20 protein-coding genes and 1 tRNA gene are annotated in these 21221 nt (G+C 75.1%); 11 read left to right on the forward strand and 10 right to left on the reverse strand.

All coding sequences use genetic code 11. The features are described 5' to 3' along the window. From ABT160_RS21445 to ABT160_RS21455, 3 genes are read left to right on the forward strand one after another with little or no spacing between them, the layout of a single operon-like run. On the forward strand, positions 1-372 hold the full coding sequence (locus tag ABT160_RS21445; RefSeq protein ID WP_502984278.1) for a DUF742 domain-containing protein: 372 nt from the start codon (positions 1-3) through the stop codon (positions 370-372). Further along, positions 350-1012 (forward strand): GTP-binding protein, encoded by a 663-nt coding sequence (locus ABT160_RS21450; protein WP_351649305.1) that lies wholly within the window; start codon positions 350-352, stop codon positions 1010-1012. The genes ABT160_RS21445 and ABT160_RS21450 overlap by 23 nt, the downstream gene beginning before the upstream one ends. Beyond that, positions 1009-1578 carry a GAF domain-containing protein gene (locus ABT160_RS21455; protein WP_351649306.1) on the forward strand — a complete coding sequence of 190 codons (570 nt, stop codon included), beginning with the start codon at positions 1009-1011 and terminating at the stop codon, positions 1576-1578. Before ABT160_RS21450 ends, ABT160_RS21455 begins: the two co-directional genes overlap by 4 nt. Before the next feature lie 37 nt (positions 1579-1615). On the opposite strand, the gene ABT160_RS21460 is transcribed toward ABT160_RS21455, so the two are convergent. Next, positions 1616-2899, reverse strand: coding sequence for an acyl-CoA dehydrogenase family protein (locus ABT160_RS21460; protein WP_351649307.1), 1284 nt, complete (start codon positions 2897-2899; stop codon positions 1616-1618). Between the two features lie 672 nt (positions 2900-3571). Between ABT160_RS21460 and ABT160_RS21465 the strand changes: the two genes are divergently transcribed. The 5 genes from ABT160_RS21465 to ABT160_RS21485 all read left to right on the forward strand — a co-directional run bounded on the left by ABT160_RS21465 (position 3572) and on the right by ABT160_RS21485 (position 7732). Continuing rightward, positions 3572-4441 (forward strand): ABC transporter permease, encoded by an 870-nt coding sequence (locus ABT160_RS21465; protein ID WP_351649308.1) that lies wholly within the window; start codon positions 3572-3574, stop codon positions 4439-4441. A gap of 126 nt (positions 4442-4567) precedes the next feature. Continuing rightward, the gene (locus tag ABT160_RS21470) at positions 4568-5647 is read left to right on the forward strand and encodes an ABC transporter substrate-binding protein (protein WP_351649309.1); all 1080 of its coding nucleotides are present in this window, start codon (positions 4568-4570) and stop codon (positions 5645-5647) included. Continuing rightward, entirely contained in the window at positions 5644-6456 is an 813-nt protein-coding gene (locus ABT160_RS21475; protein ID WP_502984279.1) for an ABC transporter ATP-binding protein, read from the forward strand. Before ABT160_RS21470 ends, ABT160_RS21475 begins: the two co-directional genes overlap by 4 nt. Positions 6457-6675: 219 nt before the next feature. Next, the gene (locus tag ABT160_RS21480) at positions 6676-7293 is read left to right on the forward strand and encodes a DUF7691 family protein (protein WP_351649310.1); all 618 of its coding nucleotides are present in this window, start codon (positions 6676-6678) and stop codon (positions 7291-7293) included. 73 nt (positions 7294-7366) lie between these two features. Next, on the forward strand, positions 7367-7732 hold the full coding sequence (locus tag ABT160_RS21485) for an MmcQ/YjbR family DNA-binding protein (protein WP_351649311.1): 366 nt from the start codon (positions 7367-7369) through the stop codon (positions 7730-7732). Between the two features lie 89 nt (positions 7733-7821). On the opposite strand, the gene ABT160_RS21490 is transcribed toward ABT160_RS21485, so the two are convergent. Both ABT160_RS21490 and ABT160_RS21495 read right to left on the reverse strand, forming a co-directional pair. Continuing rightward, positions 7822-8712 carry a transketolase family protein gene (locus ABT160_RS21490; protein ID WP_351649312.1) on the reverse strand — a complete coding sequence of 297 codons (891 nt, stop codon included), beginning with the start codon at positions 8710-8712 and terminating at the stop codon, positions 7822-7824. 79 nt (positions 8713-8791) lie between these two features. Then, the gene (locus tag ABT160_RS21495; RefSeq protein ID WP_351649313.1) at positions 8792-9520 is read right to left on the reverse strand and encodes a thiamine pyrophosphate-binding protein; all 729 of its coding nucleotides are present in this window, start codon (positions 9518-9520) and stop codon (positions 8792-8794) included. Between the two features lie 127 nt (positions 9521-9647). Here ABT160_RS21495 and ABT160_RS21500 point away from each other — a divergent pair. Further along, positions 9648-9721: transfer RNA gene (locus tag ABT160_RS21500), tRNA-Pro, on the forward strand. A 123-nt stretch (positions 9722-9844) separates the two neighbouring features. On the opposite strand, the gene ABT160_RS21505 is transcribed toward ABT160_RS21500, so the two are convergent. The 4 genes from ABT160_RS21505 to ABT160_RS21520 form a co-directional block, all read right to left on the reverse strand. Next, positions 9845-11101 carry a vWA domain-containing protein gene (locus ABT160_RS21505; protein ID WP_351649314.1) on the reverse strand — a complete coding sequence of 419 codons (1257 nt, stop codon included), beginning with the start codon at positions 11099-11101 and terminating at the stop codon, positions 9845-9847. Then, entirely contained in the window at positions 11098-12315 is a 1218-nt protein-coding gene (locus tag ABT160_RS21510; RefSeq protein WP_351649315.1) for an AAA family ATPase, read from the reverse strand. The genes ABT160_RS21505 and ABT160_RS21510 overlap by 4 nt, the downstream gene beginning before the upstream one ends. Positions 12316-12474: 159 nt before the next feature. Then, positions 12475-13845 carry a hypothetical protein gene (locus ABT160_RS21515; protein ID WP_351649316.1) on the reverse strand — a complete coding sequence of 457 codons (1371 nt, stop codon included), beginning with the start codon at positions 13843-13845 and terminating at the stop codon, positions 12475-12477. 253 nt (positions 13846-14098) lie between these two features. Then, positions 14099-14482: a hypothetical protein gene (locus tag ABT160_RS21520; protein WP_351649317.1), complete on the reverse strand. Its 384-nt coding sequence runs from the start codon at positions 14480-14482 to the stop codon at positions 14099-14101. A 224-nt stretch (positions 14483-14706) separates the two neighbouring features. Here ABT160_RS21520 and ABT160_RS21525 point away from each other — a divergent pair, with 224 nt between their 5' ends. Beyond that, a complete protein-coding gene (locus ABT160_RS21525; RefSeq protein WP_351649318.1) occupies positions 14707-15312 on the forward strand; it encodes a histidine phosphatase family protein in 606 nt (201 codons plus the stop codon). 42 nt (positions 15313-15354) lie between these two features. Here the strand turns inward: ABT160_RS21525 and ABT160_RS21530 are convergent, their stop codons facing one another. Both ABT160_RS21530 and ABT160_RS21535 read right to left on the reverse strand, forming a co-directional pair. Then, on the reverse strand, positions 15355-16713 hold the full coding sequence (locus ABT160_RS21530; RefSeq protein ID WP_351649319.1) for a VWA domain-containing protein: 1359 nt from the start codon (positions 16711-16713) through the stop codon (positions 15355-15357). Continuing rightward, positions 16710-17570 carry an AAA family ATPase gene (locus tag ABT160_RS21535; RefSeq protein ID WP_351649320.1) on the reverse strand — a complete coding sequence of 287 codons (861 nt, stop codon included), beginning with the start codon at positions 17568-17570 and terminating at the stop codon, positions 16710-16712. The genes ABT160_RS21530 and ABT160_RS21535 overlap by 4 nt, the downstream gene beginning before the upstream one ends. Before the next feature lie 387 nt (positions 17571-17957). Between ABT160_RS21535 and thrS the strand changes: the two genes are divergently transcribed. Further along, positions 17958-19244, forward strand: a complete 1287-nt coding sequence (gene thrS / locus ABT160_RS21540) for a threonine--tRNA ligase (RefSeq protein ID WP_351649321.1) — start codon at positions 17958-17960, stop codon at positions 19242-19244. A gap of 21 nt (positions 19245-19265) precedes the next feature. On the opposite strand, the gene ABT160_RS21545 is transcribed toward thrS, so the two are convergent. Then, positions 19266-21161: an NAD-binding protein gene (locus ABT160_RS21545; RefSeq protein WP_351649366.1), complete on the reverse strand. Its 1896-nt coding sequence runs from the start codon at positions 21159-21161 to the stop codon at positions 19266-19268. Positions 21162-21221 lie beyond the last annotated feature (60 nt).

A 21221-nucleotide genomic window follows, 5' to 3' on the forward strand; every position in this document is an offset into this window, starting at 1 on the left:
GTGCCCGGACGCCAGGACGGGCCCTGGCTGGACGACGCCGCCGGCCGGCTCATCCGTCCGTACACGGTGATCGGCGGGCGCACCCGGCCGACGGCCGCCCTCGACCTCCTCTCCCTGGTGATGGCGACCGGGTCGGCGCCCCTGCCGCACTTCGGGCCGGAGCACAGCCTCGCCCTCGGGCTGTGCCACGGACCGACCTCGGTGGCGGAGATCTCGGCGCACTTACGGCTGCCCGCCGTGGTCACCAAGGTGCTGCTCTCGGACCTCGTGGACTGCGGCGCCCTCACCGCGCGGGCGCCCCGGTTCCACGACACCCACACCGACCGTTCCCTGCTGGAGGCAGTTCTCGATGGCCTACGACGACGGCTCTGAGCACCTGACGGGCTCGCTCGGCCCCGAAGGGGGCGAGGAGCCAGCGGCACCGCGCGAGGACTTCCCCGACGCCCTGAAGATCCTGGTCGCGGGCGGGTTCGGGGTGGGGAAGACGACCTTCGTGGGCGCGGTCAGCGAGATCGAACCGCTGAGCACGGAGGAACTGCTCACCCAGGTCAGCGTGGGCACCGACAACCTGGACGGCATCGAGTCCAAGACCACCACCACCGTGGCCATGGACTTCGGCCGGATCACCCTCGACGACCGGCACGTGCTCTACCTGTTCGGCACCCCCGGCCAGGAGCGGTTCTGGTTCATGTGGGACGAACTGTCCGAGGGCGCCCTGGGCGCGGTGGTGCTCGCGGACACCCGGCGCCTTGAGGACTCCTTCTCGGCGGTGGACTTCTTCGAGCGGCGCGGCATCGGATTCGTCGTCGCGGTCAACGAGTTCGACGGCTCGTACCGCTACGAACCGGACGAGGTGCGCGCCGCGATCGACCTCAAACCGCAGGTACCGGTGGTGCTGTGCGACGCCCGCATCGCCAGCTCCGGCATCCGGACCCTGGTCACCCTCGTCCAGCACCTGCTCACCACCACCCCGGCCCCGGCACCGGCGCCGAGCTACGGAGCACAGACATGACGTTCGACCCGACCGGACACCTGCTGCTGACCCCCATCGACCGGGAGGCTCCCGTCCGGGTGCGACGGCTGCGTCAGCTCGGCATCGGGGAGCGCCCCGACCCGGCCTTCGACGAATTCGCCCACAAGCTCGCCGACGTGACCGGCGCGCCGTACTCGATGGTCAACTTTATCGACGAGAACCGGCAGTTCTTCGCCGGGCTGCACACCCCGACCGGGCCGCGCACCGGCTCCGACCTGAGCGCGGTCGCGTCCGGCGGGGACGTGGGCCGCTTCATGGCCCGCGACCACGGCTACTGCCCGCACGTGGTGGTGCGGCGCAAGGCCCTGGTCCTGGAGGACGTCTGCGACTACCCGCGGTTCGCGGGCAACCCCGTCGTCGACGAGATCGGCATCCGCTCCTACCTGGGCGCCCCGCTCATCGACCGTACGGGCGTGGCGCTCGGCACCATCTGCGTGGTGGACACCGAACCGCGGCCGTGGGGGCGCGCGGGCCTGGAGACGATCAAGTCGCTGGCGGCGGAGCTGGTCGAGCAGATCCACCGGAGGGAGGACGGGACCTTCTGAACGGGGCCCGTCCGCCCTCCGGAAGCGATCCGGCGCGTCAGGTGCGCGTGCCGCACCGGCTGGGCTGGCGCGGGACGCGCGTCGCGGACGGCGGGTGGGCCTCGGGCGGTGCCTCCAGCGTGTCCCGTACGCCCTCCTCACGGCGTACGACCGGTGAAAGGCGGTGCGACCACTGCCCCTTGGTGGTGCCGAGCGCCACCTCGCCGAGGCGGAGCAGCTGGATGTCGGAGGTGCCCGCGGGGGCGAAGATGTGGTGCGCGTCCCGCAGGAACCGCTCGATCGGGCGGTCGGTGAAGAGTCCGGCCGCCGCGTGGATCTCCATCGCGTTGCGCGCGGAGTCGATCGCCGACTCCACGTTGATCAGCTTGGCGTTCATCAACTCGGCGTCGCAGTCCATCCCTTCGTCGAGCAGGTGCACCGCGTGGTAGGCGGCCAGGCGCGCCGTCATCAGCCGGGACTGGATCTGGCCCAGCTTGATCTTGATGGAGGGGAGCGCGTGGAGCGGCTTGCCGTAGCGCTCGCGCTCGGCGCAGAAGCGCGTGGTCTCCTCCAGGATCGCCTGGTGGATGCCGAGCGAGACGGCGGTCAGGTTGGCCCTGCCGTAGAGCACGCTCGAGGAGTACGCCACCGCCAGGCCGTCGCCCTCCTCGCCCAGGCGGTGGGTCGCCGGCACCCGGCAGTCGTCGAAGAACAGCTCGCCGAAGCTGAAGCCGTGCAGCCCCATCGTCGGCCGCTGCTCCCCGATGCGGAAGCCCGGCCGGTCCGACTCCACCAGGAAGGCGGTCAGCCCCCGGGAGCCGGGCCCGGTCCGCACGACCACCCCGTGCAGATCTCCCACGTGGCTGTTTCCCACGTACACTTTCCGGCCGTTGAGCACGTAGTCGTCGCCGTCCCTGACCGCGGTCGCCGCCATGCCGAGGACGTGCCCCCCGGACTCGGGCTCGGTGACGGCGATGGTCGGCAGGCAGTCCCCGGCCGCGATGGCCGGCAGCCAGGCGTCCTTCTGGGCCGCGCTGCCGAAGTGCACGATCTTGGCCGCGCCCAGCTGGGAGGCCTGCACCATGGCCCCCATCGCGCCGCTGACGCGGGACAGCTCCTCGATGATGATGGTCTTGGCGAGATGGCCCGCGCCCATGCCGCCGTACTTCCGCGAGATGGTCGCGCCCAGCCAGCCCTGGCGGGCGATCAGCCGCGAGAGTTCGTGGTGCACCGAACGGGCCGCTTCCATGGCGGGTATCCGCGGCCGGACCTCCAGCTCGGCGAAGTACCGGACCTGGTCCCGGAGTTGGTGATGCAGTCGACTGGCGAAGTACCCGTCCACGCGAGGCCTCCTCTGCGAATCGCCTGCTCGTGCGGTTGTTCGAGCAGGTCGTGCATCGGCAGTGGTCCCGTCCCGAACAGGCCGACTACCTCATGGTGTTGATCGTTAGCGGTGCCTTCAACACGGCCCTCGTCTTTGTCCGAAACACGGGGCGTTGACGAGTGACTGGGGTTGTGCTGCTTGTGGTAGCGGCCTGCCCGGTCCTATCCGTTAGCCATTCCCTTCATACATGTTTCTGCCACGTACCGTCCGCGAAGGTTTCGTGGGCAAGTGGCACTGAGGCGCGGCCCTGAACCCCAGACGTGCACGGATGTCACGGGGTCGATCATGTGCTCGACCGGTTCGGCGCTCAAGAGGTGCGTAAAAGGATCGAATCGGACTACTGAAGTGACCGTTCATGGCGCTGTGTGCCCCAGGCTGCATTCCGGATGTGCGCACGCGGCACCGGCGCACGGAGGTAGCCGAGGGCGCACGGGGCGCGTGGTCGCGACGCGGAGGTGAATGCGGGCGCGTACACCCCGCGAAAGCGGGTGGCGCGGGGTGGCGGACGGCGGCAACTCCCGTGCGCCACCGGGACGGAGGACGACTCCCGCGCCCGCCGGGCGACCCGGTTCGGGTGATACCCGGCGGGCCGGCGCGTGCGCACCGGCATCCGCGGGAAGCCTGCGGCACGTGAGCCAGAGCGTGGAGCCGATGCCCGCAGGGGGCCCCTGTGGCGGCTCCCGGCGCCACCGGCCGGGCCGGGCCCGGTGGTGGATCCGGGCCGCCGGGCGGGCCTGGCGGCCCGCGGCCCTCCTCGCCGTCTGCTGCGCCGCCTGGTGGGCCCTCGCGCAGGCCCGCCTGGTGGAGCCGTACCTGCTGCCCTCTCCTGGTGCCACCGTCCACGTCCTGGTGGACCGCTGGGCGTACCTGTGGCGGCACGGCTGGGTCACGACGTACGAGACCCTGCTCGGCTTCCTCGCCGCGGCCGTCGTCGGCGTCCTCGCGGGCGTCGCCCTGGTCTCCTCGGCGACCGCCGGGCGCACCCTCTACCCGCTGCTGCTCCTCGCCCAGGTCGTCCCCAAGGTCGCGGTCGCGCCGCTGTTCGTCGTCTGGCTCGGCTTCGGCCTCGCCCCGAAGGTCCTGATCGCGGTGCTCGTGGCGTTCTTCCCCGTCGTCGTCGCCATGGTGACCGGCCTCAGGGCGGTCGATCCCGAGGCGCTGGAACTGGCGGCCACCATGGGCGGCGGGCGCTGGCGCACCTTCGCCAGGATCCGCTTCCCCGCGGCGCTGCCGCACCTGTTCGCCGGCCTGAAGGTGGCCGTCACGCTCGCCGTGACCGGCGCCGTGGTCGGCGAGTTCGTCGGCGCGGACGAGGGCCTGGGCTACGTGATCCTCCAGGCCAACGGCAACCTCGACACCCCGCTGCTCTTCGCCGGGCTGCTGGTGATGTCGCTGGTCGGGGTGGCCCTCTTCGCGGCCGTGGAGGCCGCCGAGCGCCTGCTGGTGCCGTGGCACGCGGGCCGGCGGGGGACGGCGGTGGTGGTGACGACCGCGCACTGACGCCGTACGGGGCTCCGCGCACCCGGACCCCGGATCCGTACAGCCGCAGATCCGTACAGCCGCGGGTCCGAAAAGCCGCAGATCCGTTCAGCCGTAGATCCGCAGATCCGTACAGAAGGGCCCGGCATGACCCGCACCGCGCGCGGACTCCTCGCCCGCGCCGTCCCGCTGCTCCTGCTCGCGACCGCCTGCGGCGCCCCGCCGGGCCCCGCTTCCGGCGGCCCGGGCCGCGGACCCGACCGCGTGACGCTGACCCTCAACTGGTACCCGTACGGCGAACACGCGCCGTTCTACTACGGCAAGCGGCGCGGGATCTTCGCGAAGTACGGAATCGACCTCACCGTCCGCGCCGGACAGGGCTCGCTGCGGACCGTACAGCTGACGGCCGCGGGGCGCACCGACTTCGGCTGGGCGGACACGCCCGCCCTGCTGGCCGCGGTGGAACAGGGCGTACGGGTCAGGAGCCTCGGGGTCTTCCTGCAGACCACCCCGGCGTGCGTGCAGTCCTTCGCGGCGGCGGGGATCAGCTCCCCGGCCGACCTCAGGGGCCGCACGGTCGCGGGGACGGCGGGCGACGCCCTGTCGAAGACGTTTCCCGCGTTCCTCCGCGCGAACGGGCTCGCCGAGTCCGACGTGAGGGTGCGCAACACCGACCCGGCGGGCAAGGTCGCGGCGGTCGTCGCGGGCCGCGCGGACGCCCTGCTCGGCTACGCCAACGACCAGGGCCCCACCCTGCGGGAGAAGACCGGGAAGCGGGTGGCCTGCCTGCGGTTCTCCGCGCACGGCCTCGACTTCTACTCCGACGGGCTGATCGCGGGCGAGCGGACGCTCCACGCGCGCGGGGGACTGGCGCGGCGCATGGCGCGCGCGGTGAGCGAGGCGTGGCAGGCGGCGCGCGGGGCACCGGAAGCGGCGGTCGCGGCGATGGAGGGCGACGGGGAGGGCGGCACGGGCGGGGACGGGGGCCCGGGTGCGGCCGTTGCCTCGGGCCAACTGCCGCCGGGGAGCGTGCTGAGGGAGCAGTTCAGGACGACGCTCACCCTGCTGCACACGGCGGCGACGCGCGGCAGGGCGCCCGGCGTGAACACCGAGGCCGACTGGCGGCGCACCCTCGGGGTGTTCCGTGCGGCCGGGCTGGTGGAGCGCGCGCGGCCGGTGGCGGAGTACTGGGACGGCGGGGCGGCGCTGGAGGGGCGGGGGCCGTGAGGGGTACGGAGCCGGGTGCGCGGGCGCCGCTGGTGGGGCTCTCCGGGGTCGGGGTGAGCTTCGGCGGCGGGGCGCGCGGGCGCGCGCGGCGGACGGCGGGGCCCGGGCTCACCGCGCTGCACGAGGTCTCGTTCGAGGTGGCGCGCGGGGAGTTCGTGGCGATCGTCGGGCCCTCGGGATGCGGCAAGTCCACGCTCCTGAAGCTGGTCGCCGGGCTCCTCGCCCCGTCGGCGGGCGAGGTCCGGCTGTACGGGGAGCGGGTGGCGGGCCCGCGCCACGACATCGGTTACGTCTTCCAGCGGGACGTGCTGCTGCGATGGCGCACCGCCCGGCGCAACGTGCTGCTCCAGGCGGAGATGCGGGGGATGCCCGCGGCCCGGGCACGCGCGCGTGCCGACGCGCTGATGGCGATGAGCGGTCTCGCCGGGTTCGAGGACGCCTACCCGCACGAGCTGTCGGGCGGCATGCGCCAGCGGGTCGCCCTGTGCCGGGCGCTGCTCCACGAGCCGCCGGTGCTGCTGATGGACGAGCCGTTCGGCGCCCTGGACGCGCTGACGCGCGAGGCGATGAACACCTGGCTGCACCGCGTCCGCCGGGAGACGGCCACCACGGTGCTGCTGGTGACGCACTCGATCACGGAGGCGGTCTACCTGGCGGACCGGGTGGTGGTGCTGAGCGCGCGGCCGGGGACGGTGCGCGAGGTCGTGGAGGTGGGCCTGCCGGACGAGCGGGAGTACGGGGAGACGCTGCGCGGCCGGGAGTTCGCGGAGGCGGCGGGCCGGGTGCGGGCGGCGCTGGGGGCGGGGTGAGGGTGGGGGGTGGCTTGTGAGGCGCGGGCCGGGGGCGGCGGGGGCGGGGGCCGGGGCGGGGTGGTTCGTGGCGGCGCGGGTCCTCGCCCGGGGCGGGTCCGGAGCGGTCCGGCGCCCCAACTGTCAGTGCCGCCCCCTACCTTGGACTCATGGCCCACGCATCCGCTGGGCCCACACCAGGCGCACGCCTGCTCGTGCGCGGCACCGGGGGGAGCCACCGTGGGATACGTACTCGGCACCAGCGTCGGCGACATCGGCGACGTCGTCGCCCTGATCGGGCCCGACGCGGCGGGGAAGGACCGCGCCCGGGTGCGCGCGAGGGCCCGGGCCCTCGACGAGGAGCACCCGGAGCAGGCCGGCAGCGGCCCGACCGTGGCGGCGGCCCTGGAGGACATCCTGGCGGGGCGGGACCTGGACCCCGCCGCCGGCGGGGCGTACGCGCGGGCCTTCCACGTGATGGCCGGGGCCTCCTTCCGGGAGGGACCGTCCCTCGGCCCGTTCCCGCGCCCGGCCGCCCTGTTCGGCCGGCTCGACGAGGAGCTGGAACGCCTCGGGGTGGCCCGCGAACTGCGCCCGGTCGCCTTCGTCTTCGGCGGACTGCCCGCCGGGGGATTCGCCCTGCCCGACCACGCCGACCCGGTCCTGGGCTGGCTCGACCTCGTGCACGCGGCCCCGCTCGCCGAGGCGTACGAGAAGGTGGACGACCAGCTGGAGGAGGGCTTCCGGGACGTGGCCCGGGAACTCGTCGCGGTGGCGCGGCACGCCCTGCGCGCGGCGGAGCGGCGCCCCGCCCGGGGACGCGGGCGCCCGACCGGGATACTCACGCACCTGGCCTGACCCCTCGTCGCGGCCGTCCCGACGGGCACCCGCCTGACGGGCCGTTGTCGGTGGCGGGCCGTACCGTCGTCGTATGGCCACCGCCGACGACGTACGCAGGATCGCGCTCTCGCTGCCCGGTGCCCGGGAGAAGCCCGCCTGGGGCATGCCCACCTTCCGCCTGGCGGACCAGGGCAAGGTGTTCGCCTCGCTCGCCGACGACGACGCCGTGCTCGGGGTGAAGTGCCCCAGGGAGGAGCGGGCGGAGCTGATCGCGAGCGAGCCCGAGAAGTTCTTCCTGAAGGAGGGGCACGACGACACCTACGCGTGGCTGAGGGTGCGTCTCGCGGCGGTGGAGGACGAGGAGGAGCTGTACGCGATCCTGCTGGACTCCTGGCGCCAGACGGCCCCGCGCACCCTGCTCAGGGAGCACCCGGAGCTGGCGGGGGAGGGGGAGTAGGCCCCGCTGAGGACGGCCTCTACCGCACCCTCGCCCGGCCCGCCGCCTCCGCGAAATCACGGCCGCGCAGTGTCTCCGCGCGCCCACCCTCACCCGAGGAACGGCGCGATCCGCTCCCGCAGCCCCTGCGGGTCCAGGCCGTGGGCGGTCAGGTGCTCGTCGATCGTGCCGTAGCGGCGCAGCTCCCGGCGGCCCACGCCGAGGCCGAGGACCCGGTGCGGTACGTCGGCGAGGGCGTCGTTCGCGGCGGCGGTCGAGGTGCCCGCCAGATAGGGCTCGACGACCACCACGCCCGGCCGGTCGCCGACGGCGCGGCGCAGCCCGGCCGCGTCGAAGGGCCGTACGGTCGCGGCGTACAGGACGGTGACGTCCAGGCCCTCGGTGGCGGCCAGCACGTTGTCGAGCATCGGCCCCACCGCGACCACCACGCCGCCGCGCCCCTCGCGGACGGTGAGGAAGCCGGAGCCGGTCACGGGCAGGGCGTGCGCGTTGCTCTGCTGGGACAGGCGCACGTACACGCGGTCGTCGCCGCGCGCCGCCAGGCGCAGCAGCGCCTCGGCCTCGTCCGGATGGCCCGGGACGTGGACGGTCCAGCCGTCCAGGGTGTCCATCAGGGCCACGTCGCCGGGGGCCATGTGCGTGAAGCCGCCCGCGGGCCAGTCGTACGACCCTCCGGCGCTGACCAGTACGCCGCCGACGCCCTGGTGTCCGAAGTCGAGCTTGACCTGCTCGAAGGGGCGCTCGACGAGGAAGCTGGCGAAGGTGTGGACGACGGGCCGGAGCCCGGCGAGGGCGAGCCCCCCGCCGACGCCGATCATCAACTGCTCGCGGATGCCGACGTTCACCACCCGGTCCGGGTGGCGCCGCTCGGCCTGCTGGAAGCCGTCGCGGGAGATCTCGGCGAGGACCAGGGCGAGGTCCGGGTCCTCGTCCAGGAGCCGGGAGGTGGTGGAGATGAAGCGGTCGCGCATGGTGTCCATGGGGTGTCCCGTTCGACAAGGAAGAGGAAGGAAGAAGGGGGAGGGGCCGCGGCGGCCGGTGAGGGGGAGGGGAAGGCGCTCAGCCGTCCTTCGGTTCCACGCGGGCCACGACCGCGTGCGGCCGGCCCGGGTGCGGCGCGGTGAAGGCGGCGTACAGGGCGGCGTGGTCGCGCCCGTCCACCGTGGTGGCCGACCAGCCCGCGGCCTCGAAGCGGGAGGCGATCCCGCCGGGCCAGCCGTGGGTGGCGGAGGAGTTGTCGACCACCAGCGTGTGCAGCTGGTCGAGACCGGCGGGTCCGGCGAAGGCGATGGCCTCGTGGTTGCTGCCCTCGTCGAGCTCGGCGTCGCCGATCAGCACCCAGACGCGCGGATCGGCCAGCCCCCGGGCCCGCAGCCCGAGCACACTGCCCACGGCGAGCGGGAGCCCGTGCCCCAGGGACCCGCTGCCGATCTCGGCGCCGGGCACCAGGAGGCGGTCGGGGTGGTGGCCGAGCGGGGAGTCGTACGAGCCGAAGCCGGGGAGCAACTCCTCGCCGAAGAAGCCCTTGGCGGCGAGGACGGCGTAGTACGCCATCGGCCCGTGCCCCTTGGAGAGCAGGAACCGGTCCCGGTCGGGGGCGTCGGCGGTCTCCGGCGTCACCCGCAGCACCCGGTCGTAGAGCACCCAGAGCGCGTCCAGGGTGGAGGTGGCGGCGGGGCCGTGCTTCTCGTCGCCGGTCATCAGCTCCATGAGCCGGTTCAGGTCCTCGTACGCGTGCGCCGGGGCAGCCGGCGTGGCGTACGGCGTGGTCTCTGCCGTGTTCGTCATGCGTCCCACCGTGCAACCTCAAGTGAACTCGAGGTCAATCCCGCAAAGCGGTTCGTGACCACCGCCCGAAGTGCGGTATGGTTCTCGTGCACGACGGGCCGGGGGAAACCCCAGGTCAGACGGGCACCGGGACGTGGCGCAGCTTGGTAGCGCACTTGACTGGGGGTCAAGGGGTCGCAGGTTCAAATCCTGTCGTCCCGACAGATTTGTCGGAACTTCCGCAGCTCAGAGGTCATCTGTTGAACAGATGGCCTCTTGGTGTTTTTCCCTCCCGAATGTCCCAGGGCGCCCGGGGCGGGGCGGACCGGTCGTCCGCCCCCTCGCTCATCCGATCACCACCGTCCGCGCCCACTCCGGCGGCCGGTCCGGGACGTACTCCGGGTTCGTCTCGTCGTAGGAGCGCCCCGCCTTCCGGTCGAAGAGGCCCACCACCGTGCGGCACGACGGGCGCGCGGACGGCCACGGGGTCTGGCCGTCGGTGAGGGCGACGATCACGTCCGGGCGGGTGCGCAGCGCCTGGGCGAAGCCCGCCCGCAGGTCCGTGCCCCCGCCGCCGACCAGCGGGATCCCCTCGGCGCGGCACAGCGGGTGCGCGACGCGGGCCGCCGCGTCGCACGACACCACGCTGACCAGGTCCCGCCGCCCGCCCACCGCGCGGGAGATCGCCGTGACCTCCAGGAGCGCGCTGCCCAGCTCCGCGTCGCTCACCGAGCCCGAGGTGTCGATCACCACCGCCACCCGGGGCGGCCGGCGGCGCAGGCTCGGCAGCACCGCGCCCGGCACCGAGGCGGACCGGCGCGAGGGCCGCCCGTAGCTGTAGTCCCCGCCCGATCCGGCGCTCGCGGCGGCCGAGCGCAGCGCCGCGCCGAGCAGGTCGCGCCACGGCTGCGGCGGGTGGAACGCCTCCTCGGCCCAGCGCCGCCAGCCGCGCGGCGCGTCCCCCGGCTCGCCTTTGATGGCCTGCGCCACCCGGAAGCGCACCGCGTCCCGCTCCTGCTCGCTCAGGCCGTCGGCGCCGTCCGGCCCCAGGTCCCACTCGCGCTGCGCCCCGTCCGCGCCGCTGCCGCAGTCCAGCCACACCAGCTCCTGGGTGAGCGGGCCCAGCCGGAACCAGCGCAGGTAGTCCTCCATCAGGTGGCCCGGGTCCAGACCCAGCGTCTTCGGGTACACCGCGTCCTCCGGGGAGACCAGGCCGTCGCCGAACGCGTCGTCGTTGATCTCGCAGTCCGCCGCGATGTTCATCCGCACCCGCTCGCCCGCCCCGGTCAGGTCGCGCTGCCGGGCCACCCGCTCGCTGCGGCCGTGGTGGTCGCGCAGCAGGTGCGAGACCTCGTGCACCCAGACCGAGGCCAGCTCCGCCACCGGGGTCGCGGCCACGAACGCGGGGGAGACGTAGCACCGCCAGTGCCGGTCCACCGCCATCGTCGGCACCCGCCGCGACTCCACCACGTGCAGGGCGAACAGCGCCGTCGCCAGGTAGGGGCGCGCCCGTACCGCCCGCAGCCGCGCCGCGTACAGCTTCTCCTCGTCGAGCCGGGTGGGCCCGGATCCGGGCGCGCCCCCGCCCCCGCCCGCCGTCATCGGCCCACCGCCACGCGACGCCCGGCCTCGTCCGCCCCGCGCGACACCCGCACCGCGCCGGACAGCCGCTCGATCGCCTCCGGCACGTCCCAGTCGTCCCGGCGCAGCGTGGCCAGGGTGGTCGCCGGTACGACGACCAGGTCCGGGGCCCCCGTCTCCAGGGCCCGCACCAGCAGCGCCCACGCCGCGTCCCAGCGCGCCCGGTCCGGCCGCTCCCGCACCGCGGCCACCACCCCGTCGAGCACCGCCTGCCGCAGGTCGCCGCGGTCGGGGAACTCCGCGCCCGCCGGGTCGGCGAGCAGCAGCTCCGGGTCCGGCAGGTCAAGACGGTCCAGTGCCGCGAGCAGTTCGAGGCCCGGGCCGTCCCCGACCGTGCCCCGCACCAGGAGCGAGAGCACGTCCCGCGACGAGCCCGCGGCCCGCGCGAACGCGATCAGCTTCAGCGTCGACTCCCAGCTGCGCGGCGAGGGCCACGCGCCGCCGCGCCGGCTCTCGCCGCCGGGCAGCCGGTGCACCAGGGCGGGCCGGGCCGTCAGCAGCCCGCACACCGCGCGCCGGGCGTGGTCGACGGCCGCCTGGAGGTGGTCGGGATCCAGCGCGGGCAGGGTCGCGCGCGGCCAGGTCCCGGCCAGGCCGCGCACCACCACCTCGTGGTCGTGCGCCCACTGCAGGTGCACGAACCGGTTGGCCAGCGGCGGGCTCAGCTCCCAGCCGTCGGCCGCCGAGGAGCGCGGGTTGGCGGCCGCCACGATCCGTACGCCGGGCGGCAGCCGGAGCGCGCCGACGCGCCGCTCCAGCACGAGGCGCAGCAGCGCGGCCTGCACGGCGGGCGGGGCGGTGGAGAGCTCGTCCAGGAACAGCAGGCCGCGCCCGGCCCGTACCAGGCGCACCGCCCAGTCCGGCGGGGCCATGGGCACGCCCTGCACGGCCGGGTCGTCGCCGACGACGGGCAGCCCGGAGAAGTCCGAGGGCTCGTGCACGCTGGCGATGACCGTGGTCAGCGGCAGGTCGAGGGAGTCGGCGAGCTGGGTCAGGGCGGCGGTCTTGCCGATGCCCGGCTCGCCCCAGAGCAGGACGGGCAGGTCGGCGGAGACCGCGAGGGCGAGGGCCTCCAGCTGGGCGTCGGGCCGGGGCTCGGTGGTGGTGGCGCGGAGCAGGGCGGACAGCCGGTCGGCCGTGTCGAGGGGGGTGCGGACAGGAGTGTTCATGGGCATGGGTGATCACCTCGGGGGAGTCGGGTGCGCGGAAGGGTCGATGCGTGAACTCGCCGCAGCGGGGGGCGAGTCGAAGTGGGGGGCGAGTCGAAGTGGGCGAGAGGGTCCAGGGCGTGCGTGCCAGGCGTCGCGGGGCAGGCGGGACTTTCGCGACACGCCCTAGCGGTGGGAGCCCTGGGCGGTGCGTGGGTGGCCGCGGTGGTGGCCGGGGCGTGGTGTCGGGAGCATGCTCGGGTGGGTGTCGCGGCGGCCGGTCAGGCCGGCCCGGAACAGGCCGTGGACGACGCGTCGCCGGGCCGCCTCCCGGAGGGCGTCGCGCAGTTCGCCGTCCCGGAGCACGGCCTCGCGGCCGAGCAGCCCCTCGACGACGGCCAACGCCCCGGCGGTGTCGCCGTGTTCGAGGCGTTCGCGGACCCCGGCCAGGGCGTCCGGGCGGCGGTGCGCGCGGTCGATGGCCCGCAGGCAGGGCAGCGGGGGGCCGCCGAGCGCCGCGAGGAGTTCCTCGCGCCGGACCTCGGCCGGGTCGTGGTCCAGGGCTGTCAGCACCCCGTCCACCAGGGCGATGTGGTGCAGGTCGCCCCGGCAGTCCACCGGGTGCCGATGCCCCTGGGCGTACGGGTCCGGGGGCGCCGGATCGTGGCCGGGGGCCAGGGCCGCGGCGACCAGTGGGTGCAGCCGGTGCGGGGCGAGCGCGCCGGTGCGCAGCAGCGTGATGTCCGGGGGGAGGTGGACCGCCGCGTCGGGCAGCACCGGCAGCGTGCGGTCGGCGGAGCGCGCCGCGCGTGCCCGTACCCCGGTGTCGGTCACGTCGAGGACCAGCCGGTGGCGGCCCCCGGGGCGCACGAGCACCGAACCACGTTTCAGACCCAGCGAGTTCAGGAGCAGCCGGGCTTCGTCGAGCCAGCGGTGGGTTGCCCATGCACTGTCCGTGAGGGACGGAAGGTCCGTCAGATCTTCGTGAGGGGCGTCGAGTTGGCCGACTCCGGAGCGCTCGGGGAGTTCATGGGCCCGGGTCGCGTCCCAGAGGTGGCGGTGCAGGTCGAGGCGGAAGCGGGGGCTGGGGCGCGGGTGCGGGTGGCGTAGGTCGGCGGGCCCGGTCCGGCCGGGGTCCCACAGAGCCAGGCTGACGCGCTGGCCCGCGTCCGCCCAGGCCGGGTCGGTACGGGCGACCAGCTGCACGGGTGCGCGTCCGGCGTCCCCGGACCCGTACCGCGCCAGCGACACCGTGAGGCCGGGCCGCAGCAGGCCGTCGGGGGCGATCCGGGGCAGGTGCCAGCGCAGCAGGTCGGGTGCGAGGCGGCGCAGGTCCTGTCTGAGCCGGGCCGCCAGTTCGGGTCCGTGGTGGCGGGACGCGGCGCGTGGGTCGAGGTCGACGTCGAAGCCTGCGGCGGCGCACGCGCCGGCCCAGTCGCCGGCCGAGCGGCGGGCGGTGGCGGTCTCGATCATGGTGGCCGGTACGGCGAACTCGCGCACGCGCGGCCAGAAGGAACGGGAGGGGGAGGCGTCCCGGTTCGCGAGGTGGTGTGCCATCAGCACTCACCTTGAGCGAACGGGTCCCCCAATCTCACAGCGGGAGGAGTAGTCATCGCGGTGATCGTAACCCCGCGTCCCGGCGGAGCGCCACGCCCTTTTTTCCGCGCCTTCCCGGGGGCCTGTTCCGCCTGTTCGGCGTCTGATCCACGTCTGCCCCGCGCCGGAGCGCGACGCCGTCGTGCGGCGTCGCGCTCCGCCCCGCGTGGGCCACAGGAGTGCACGGGCGCAAGGCGAAGTGCACGGGAGGGGCTCAGGACTCCGTCGTGTAGAAGCGGTAGAACGCCGTCACCCCGACCGCCGCCGCGATCAGCAGGCCGAGCACCGCCGAGGTCAGCACGCTCGAATCGGACAGGCTGTGCAGGAAGCCGACCGCGCCGCCCGCGAACGCTCCCCACGCCACCGCGCGCGTGCCGCGCGGCAGTCGGGGCGCCACGACGCGCCGCAGCGCGTAGTACAGGACCGCGGCGGCGACGCCGCAGACCACGCCGAGCAGGGCGTTGCCGCCGGACAGGGCCGCGCCGTCGCGCGCGATGCCCGCCGCCCAGAAGCCGTAGACCAGGCCCAGGATCACCGGGCCGGTCCAGTGGAGGGACCCGTGTCCGACGGCCGGACGGGCTGGTGCCGCGTGTGCCATGAGGACGTCCTTTCTCGCACCCCCGCCCCTCCAGGGCACACCCGGGGCCGGCATCCGGCAACTCCTGGCCCGAAGGTTACGTTCCGTGAGTGCAGGAATCGCCGGGCGGCCGGGGCCGTGCCTATGGTCGAGGCGTAGGGACGCGGGAGCGCGCGCCCGCCGACGCGTGCGCTCCCGGGCGGAGAGCGAGAGCCGGGGCCCGTGACACGGACGAAGGAGTGAGAGTGGGCGACCTCCTGCTGATCAGGCACGGCGAGACCGACTGGAGCCTGGCCGGGCGCCACACCGGGCTCACCGACCAGCCGCTGACCCCGGCCGGGGAGCGGCGCGCCGCCTCGCTGGCGCCGCTGCTGGCCCGGCGGCGCCTGAAGGAGGTGCTGTGCAGTCCGCTGCGGCGCGCGGTGCGCACGGCGGAGCTGGCGCTGCCGTCCGGGGCCGGGGTGCTCCTGGAGGCGGACCTGCGGGAGTGGGACTACGGCGGGTACGAGGGGATGAGCACCGAGGAGGTCCAACGTGACGTCCCCGGCTGGGACTTGTGGCGCGACGGGGTGCCGCCCGGCGACGCCAGGCACCCCGGCGAGGGCCTCGCGGACGTCGCCGAGCGGTGCGACCGGGTGCTCGCCCGGGTCGAGGGCGCGCTGCGCGGCGACGACGGCGACGTGGTCCTGGTCGCCCACGCCCACGTCCTGCGGGTGCTGACCGCCCGCCGTCTGGGGCAGGACCCGGCGGCCGGGGCGCTGTACCGCCTGGACACCGGCACCCTGAGCACGCTCGGGCGCGAGCACGGGCGATGGGTGATCGCCGGGTGGAACGCCGAAGGCGGGTGGTGAGGGCTTGTCCTGGAGGAGCTTTCCCCGCAGGCGTCGCCCCGCTCAGATCGGCAGCAACGTCCCCACCACCGCGCCGAGTTGCCGCGCCGAACGGCACTCGTGCATCTCCACCACCTCCGCGTAGTCCAGCGCCACCGAGTCACCCGTCTGCCACAGGTCGCGCGGCTCCGGGTTGAGCCAGTGCACCCGGCGGGCCCGCCGGGCGACGTGGCGCAGGGCCGGCAGGTTCGGGTCGGCGTGGTTGGTGCGGGCGTCGCCGAGGACGAAGACCGACACGCGCGGGCCGAGGGCGTCGTCGTACCGCTCGACGAACTCGCCGAGCGCGGTGCCGTAGTCGCTCTGCCCGTGCCAGCCGGTGAGCGTCGCCTCGGCGGCGATCCGGCCGGCCAGCCCGGCGTCCGCCGTACCGCGCCCGACCAGGTCGGTCACCTCGTCCGCGCGGTTGACGAAGGCGAAGACCCGCACCTTGGAGAACTGGTCGCGCAGCGCCTGCACCAGCAGCATCGTGAAGTCCGAGAACCCCGAGACCGAGCCGGACACGTCGCACAGCAGCACCAGTTCGGGCCGCACCGGGCGGCGCCTGCGCAGCACCGGGCGCATCGGCACCCCGCCGGTGGACAGCGAGCCGCGCAGGGTCCGCCGCAGGTCGATGTGGCCCCGGGCCGCGCGGCGCCGCCGGGCCGCCAGGCGGGTGGCCAGCTTGCGGGCCAACGGGCGTACCACCCGCCGTAGTTCGTCGAGCTGGGCCCGGCCCGCCACCAGGAAGTCGACGCGGTCCGCGCTGGTGCGCACCGCCCGGCGGGCGATCTGGTCGGTGCCCCGCCGCTCGGCCACCCGGCGCCGCGCCTCGGTGGCCACCCGCCGCCGGAACTCCTCGATGCGGCGCCGGATCTCGTCGTCGAGCAGCCGGTCGGTGAACTCGGCCTCCGCGCCCTGGCGGCGCAGCTCGGCGCGCACCCGCGCGAGCAGCGTCTGGGGGCGCAGCCGGTCCAGCGTCTGGTGCGAGGACCAGCCGTCCGATCCCGGCGAACTGCCGTACCCGCCGAGCCCGTCCACCGCCTCCGCCGCCAACTGCCCCAGCAGCGCCGCGTCGTCGGCCGCCAGCGCCCGCGCCAGCCGCTCGCGCAGCTCGTCGCGGTCCGTGAAGCGGCCCGAGGCGCGCGTGGTGAGCGGGAAGTACAGGTCGAAGACCGCGTCGAACACCGGTCGCTGGCCCGGCGCGTGCAGCAGCGCCGACGCCAGGCCCTCGCGCAACTGCTCCCGGTGGTCCAGGCCCAGAGCCTGGACCACCAGGGCCGCGTCCACGCTCTCGCCGGTACCGATCCGCACCCCGTGCGCCCGCAGCGAGCGGACCAGGCCGGTCACCCGGTCGGTGACGGCGGCGGGCCGCGCCGCGCTCACGCCGGTTCCGCCAGGTCCAGCTTGGCGGAGGCCTTGAGGATGTCGTCCTGGTGCTTGAGGACCACGCCCAGCGTCTCCCGCACCACCGTCTCGTCCAGGACGCCCGCGCCCAGCTCCAGCAGGGTGCGGGCCCAGTCGACGGTCTCGGCGACCGAGGGGACCTTGCGCAGGTCCATCGCGCGCAGGGCGCCCACGACCCGTACCACCGACGACACCAGCGCCTCGTCCGCGCCGGGCACCTTCAGGCGCACGATCCGGCGCTCCAGGTCCTCGTCGGGGAAGCCGATGTGCAGGAACAGGCAGCGGCGGCGCAGCGCCTCCGACAACTCGCGGTCCGCGTTGGAGGTCAGCACCACGAACGGCCGCTGGGTCGCGGTGACGGTGCCCAGCTCCGGCACCGTGATCTGGAAGTCGCTCAGCACCTCCAGGAGCAGCCCCTCGACCTCCACGTCGGCCTTGTCGGTCTCGTCCACCAGCAGCACCGTCGGCTCCTCGCCCCGGATCGCGGTGAGCAGCGGGCGCGGCAGCAGGAACTCCTCGCTGAAGATGTCGGTGCGGGCCTGCTCCCAGCCCTCGTCGCGGCCCGCCGTGATGCGCAGCAGCTGCTTGGCGTGGTTCCACTCGTACAGCGCGCGCGACTCGTCGACGCCCTCGTAGCACTGCAGGCGCACCAGGCGGGCCCGGGCCGCCTCGGCGACGGCCTTGGCCAGCTGGGTCTTGCCGACCCCGGCCGGCCCCTCCACCAGGAGCGGCTTGCCCAGCCGGGCGGCCAGGAAGACGGTGGTGGCGACGGCGGGCGAGGCCAGGTAGCCCGTCTCGGCCAGACGCGCGGACACGTCCTCCACGGATGCGAACAACGGGACCTCCAGCGGCCGGACTTCGCCGCACCCGGGGCCGGGAGGCGGCTCTCGTACGAGATCACCCGCCGCGCCGGGCGACAACCACCGCCGCGCGTTTGCGTCGAACGTCACGTCGCGCCGGGGCGGTACGGCGACGGGGACGGTCGTACGGGGGACACCGCGCGCAGCACCGGTACGGCCGCGCGGAAAACACCTCGCACCCCGCCCGCGCGCCTTGCTACGGTCACCGGCATGAAGCGCGCCGCCATGCATCGGACGACGACGCCGGAGAGTGTCCCGGCGCGCTGACAGCTGACCTTGTCGAAGAGCCCCGGGGCGAGTGCCCCGGGGCTCTTCCGCGCGGCCGCTCGTCCCACGGCACCCACCCGTGAGGAGAACCCCGCGATGCACCGGATCCCCGCCCCCGTCCACGAGTCCGCTCCCGCCCCCGCCCACGAGCCCGCCCCCGCTCCCGTCCACGACCACCGCAGGCTCGGCCGCGAGCTCGACCTGTTCGACACCGACCCGCTGATGGGCGCCGGGCTGCCGTACTGGCTGCCCGACGGCGCCGCCGTGCGGCACGCGCTGGAGGAGTACGTGCGCGAGGCCGAGCGGCGCGCCGGGTACCGGCACGTGTACTCGCCCGCCCTGGGCAAGCGGGAGCTGTACGAGACCTCGGGGCACTGGTCGCACTACAGCGACGACATGTTCCCGCCCATGGACCTGGGCGGCGAGCAGGTGGTGCTGCGCCCCAGCCTCTGCCCGCACCACGCGCTCATCTACCGCTCCCGGGCGCACAGTTACCGCGAACTGCCGCTGCGGATGGCCGAGCTGGGCGGCATGTTCCGCTCCGAGCTGTCCGGGGTGCTCGGCGGCCTGACCCGGGTGCGGGCCATCCAGCTGAACGACGCGCACGTCTTCTGCACCCCGGACCAGGTCGCCGACGAGGCGCGCGGTGCCCTCGCGCTGATCCGGCGGGCGTACGACGCCCTGGGCATCCGGCCCGCCCGCTACCGGCTCTCGCTGCCGGGGCCCGGTGGGAAGTACGTCGCCGACCCGGCGCTGTGGGAGCGCGCCACCGCGCTGCTGCGGGAGGTGCTCGACTCCTCGGGCGTGGAGTACGAGGAGGCGGCGGGCGAGGCGGCCTTCTACGGTCCCAAGATCGACGTGCAGATCGCCGACGGCGCGGGCCGCGAGGCCACCCTCTCCACCGTGCAGGTCGACTTCCACCAGCCCGAGCGCTTCGACCTGCACTACACCGGCCCGGACGGAGCGAAGCACCGGCCGGTGATGGTGCACCGCAGTGTGATCGGCAGCGTGGAGCGGGCCGTCGCCCACCTCATCGAGGTGCACGGCGGCGCCTTCCCGGCCTGGCTGGCCCCCGTCCAGCTGGCGGTCCTCCCGGTCTCGGAGGCCCAACTCCCGTACGCCGAGGCCCTGGTGGAGCGTGCCCTGGCGCGCGGGCTGCGGGCGCGCCTCGACGCACCCGCGCAGGGCACCCTGGGCGCGCGGATCAGGGCCGCCCGGCTGGTGCCGTACCAGGCGGTGGTCGGCGCGCGCGAGAGCGCCGCGGACCTGGTGTCGCTGCGGCTGCGCGACGGCCGCCGCCCGTCCCCGCTGCCCGCGGCGGAGGCCCTGGAGCGGATCGCGGGGGTGGCCGCGGGACACGGCGCGGCGCTGTGGGAGGAGTAGCGCCCGGACCGGGGGCGTCCCTCAGGCCGCCCCCGGTGACCGTCCCAGGAGTTCCGCCAGGCCCCGGCGCGTCGCCGCGACCACCACCCGGTCCTCGGGGCCCAGGACGTACCCGGGCTCCAGGTCCCACAGCAGCCTCGGCTGCTCGCCCGCCCGGCGGGTGGCCCGCAGGTCGCGGCGGCGCACCGCGGGGTCGGTGGTGTCCAGGGCGAGGACGCGCCAGCTGCCCGGCTGGAACGCCTGGGCGACGGTGCGGCCCTCGAACCGCGGGTGCCCCGCCACGTCCAGCGCCGCCACCAGCAGCATCTTGCGCTCCACCGGGATGGCGCCCAGGATCTGACGGCCCATCATGGCCCCGGCGAAGGCGGGCGCGGCCAGTGAGGTGACGCTGCGGCTGCGGGTCAGGGCGCCCGGGTGCGCGGCGCGCAGGGTGCGGTAGACGGCGGTCGCGAAGTCGTCGTCGTACAGCCGCAGCGCCACGCGCAGGTCGGCCCGCACCGCGCGGGCGGCCAGCGCCGCCTCCAGGTTGGTGGTGTCGGAGCTGGTCAGGGCCAGCAGGGCCTCGGCCCGGCCCACCTTGGCCGCCTCCAGGACGCCGTCCTGCGTCACGTCGCCGAGCACCACCGGCACGCGCAGCCGCCGGGCCAGCGCGATGCCCCGGGCGTCCGGGTCGTTCTCCACGCACACCACGGGGATGCCCAGGCCGCGCAGCCGGGCCAGCACGCGGGTGCCGACCTTGCCCAGGCCGAGCAGGACCACGTGGTGGGAGAGGCCGCGCGGCGGGCGGCGCAGCGCGGAGGCGGTGCGGAAGGCGCCGAACGCCTCAAGGGCGCCCGCGATCAGGATCGGCAGCAGCGACAACCCGACGAGTCCGCCCAGGAGTTGCAGGACCTGACGGGCCGTCGGCTGGTCCACGGCGGGGTCGTTGATGGCGAACAGGTCCAGCAGGGTGAGGTAGAACGCGTGCAGCGGGTTGTCCTCGGTGGTCGCCCAGGTGGCCAGGCCCAGGCCCACCACGGCGGCGGCGGCCCCGGCGAGGGCGACCCGCAGCCGGCGCGAGAACAGCTCCCGCAGCGGCACCCGGCCCGAGGTGAGGCGGGCCGGCAGCGGCGGCCCGTCGCCCGTGACGGTCTCCAGGACCACCGTGCCGCGCCCCCGCGCGGCGGCCACCGCCTCGTCGTCGGGCAGCAGCTGGGGGTCGTACGTGCCCGGCGCGCCGTCCGCGGGGTGCGGCGCGGCCGGGTCGTTGGCGGAGGGGGAGAGCAGCGCCAGCGTGCACAGGCCGGGGTCACCGCGGTGCCCGGGCAGCCGCTCCACGGCACGCAGCAGCAGGCCGTCCGCCTGGACGACCTTGCTGGTGCCGGTGATCGCGGTGGCCGCGAGGGCCGGCGCGGCGGTGTCGGCGTCGGAGAGCACCGTCGTGGAGGCGTCGAGCTCGTCCAGGTCCAGGCCGGGGGAGGCCACGGCGGCGGCCTGGTCGAGGAGCTGGGTCATGTGCTTGCCCAGCTTGCGGTTGTACAGCCGCAGGACCAGCCGGAGCCTGGGGTTGAGGCGGCGGGCGACCAGGGCGGCCCGGATGTTGGTCTCGTCGTCCTCGTACAGCAGCGCCAGCGCGGTGGCGCGCTCCACCCCGGCGTCCAGGAGGACCTGTTCGGCGGGTTCGCCGGCCGTGACCTGGCGCACCGGGAGCACGAAGCCGCCGCTGGAGTCCTCCTCGCCGATCGGACCGGCGGGGCGGCCCACGACCGCCGTGACCCGGCCGATTATCGCCGAGGCGCGGCTGCGGGCGGCCGCCGCCGTGCCCAGGCCGCCGGGGGTGCGCGGGGAGGGGGCCACCAGGGTGACGCGCTCGCGGTAGACGTCGTGCAGCTCCGCGGCGAGCCGGTGGGCGAGCCCGTCGTCGCCGCAGACGATCATGTCGCTGCCGGACGGGCCCGGCTGGGTCTGGTGGGGGAGTGTGGCCACGGGGTCATTGTG

The sequence above is a fragment of the Streptomyces sp. NPDC001941 genome (assembly GCF_040296945.1).
Lineage (GTDB): Bacteria > Actinomycetota > Actinomycetes > Streptomycetales > Streptomycetaceae > Streptomyces.

What these genes read in the sequence shown, in the direction of transcription:
- ABT160_RS21450 (WP_351649305.1), top strand. Translation starts at nt 350, where the DNA reads ATGGCCTACGACGACGGCTCTGAGCACCTGACGGGCTCGCTCGGCCCC.
- ABT160_RS21455 (WP_351649306.1), top strand. Translation starts at nt 1,009, where the DNA reads ATGACGTTCGACCCGACCGGACACCTGCTGCTGACCCCCATCGACCGG.
- ABT160_RS21470 (WP_351649309.1), top strand. Translation starts at nt 4,568, where the DNA reads ATGACCCGCACCGCGCGCGGACTCCTCGCCCGCGCCGTCCCGCTGCTC.
- ABT160_RS21485 (WP_351649311.1), top strand. Translation starts at nt 7,367, where the DNA reads ATGGCCACCGCCGACGACGTACGCAGGATCGCGCTCTCGCTGCCCGGT.
- ABT160_RS21490 (WP_351649312.1), bottom strand. Translation starts at nt 8,712, where the DNA reads ATGGACACCATGCGCGACCGCTTCATCTCCACCACCTCCCGGCTCCTG.
- ABT160_RS21495 (WP_351649313.1), bottom strand. Translation starts at nt 9,520, where the DNA reads ATGACGAACACGGCAGAGACCACGCCGTACGCCACGCCGGCTGCCCCG.
- ABT160_RS21505 (WP_351649314.1), bottom strand. Translation starts at nt 11,101, where the DNA reads ATGACGGCGGGCGGGGGCGGGGGCGCGCCCGGATCCGGGCCCACCCGG.
- ABT160_RS21510 (WP_351649315.1), bottom strand. Translation starts at nt 12,315, where the DNA reads ATGCCCATGAACACTCCTGTCCGCACCCCCCTCGACACGGCCGACCGG.
- ABT160_RS21515 (WP_351649316.1), bottom strand. Translation starts at nt 13,845, where the DNA reads ATGGCACACCACCTCGCGAACCGGGACGCCTCCCCCTCCCGTTCCTTC.
- ABT160_RS21520 (WP_351649317.1), bottom strand. Translation starts at nt 14,482, where the DNA reads ATGGCACACGCGGCACCAGCCCGTCCGGCCGTCGGACACGGGTCCCTC.
- thrS (WP_351649321.1), top strand. Translation starts at nt 17,958, where the DNA reads ATGCACCGGATCCCCGCCCCCGTCCACGAGTCCGCTCCCGCCCCCGCC.
- ABT160_RS21545 (WP_351649366.1), bottom strand. Translation starts at nt 21,161, where the DNA reads ATGATCGTCTGCGGCGACGACGGGCTCGCCCACCGGCTCGCCGCGGAG.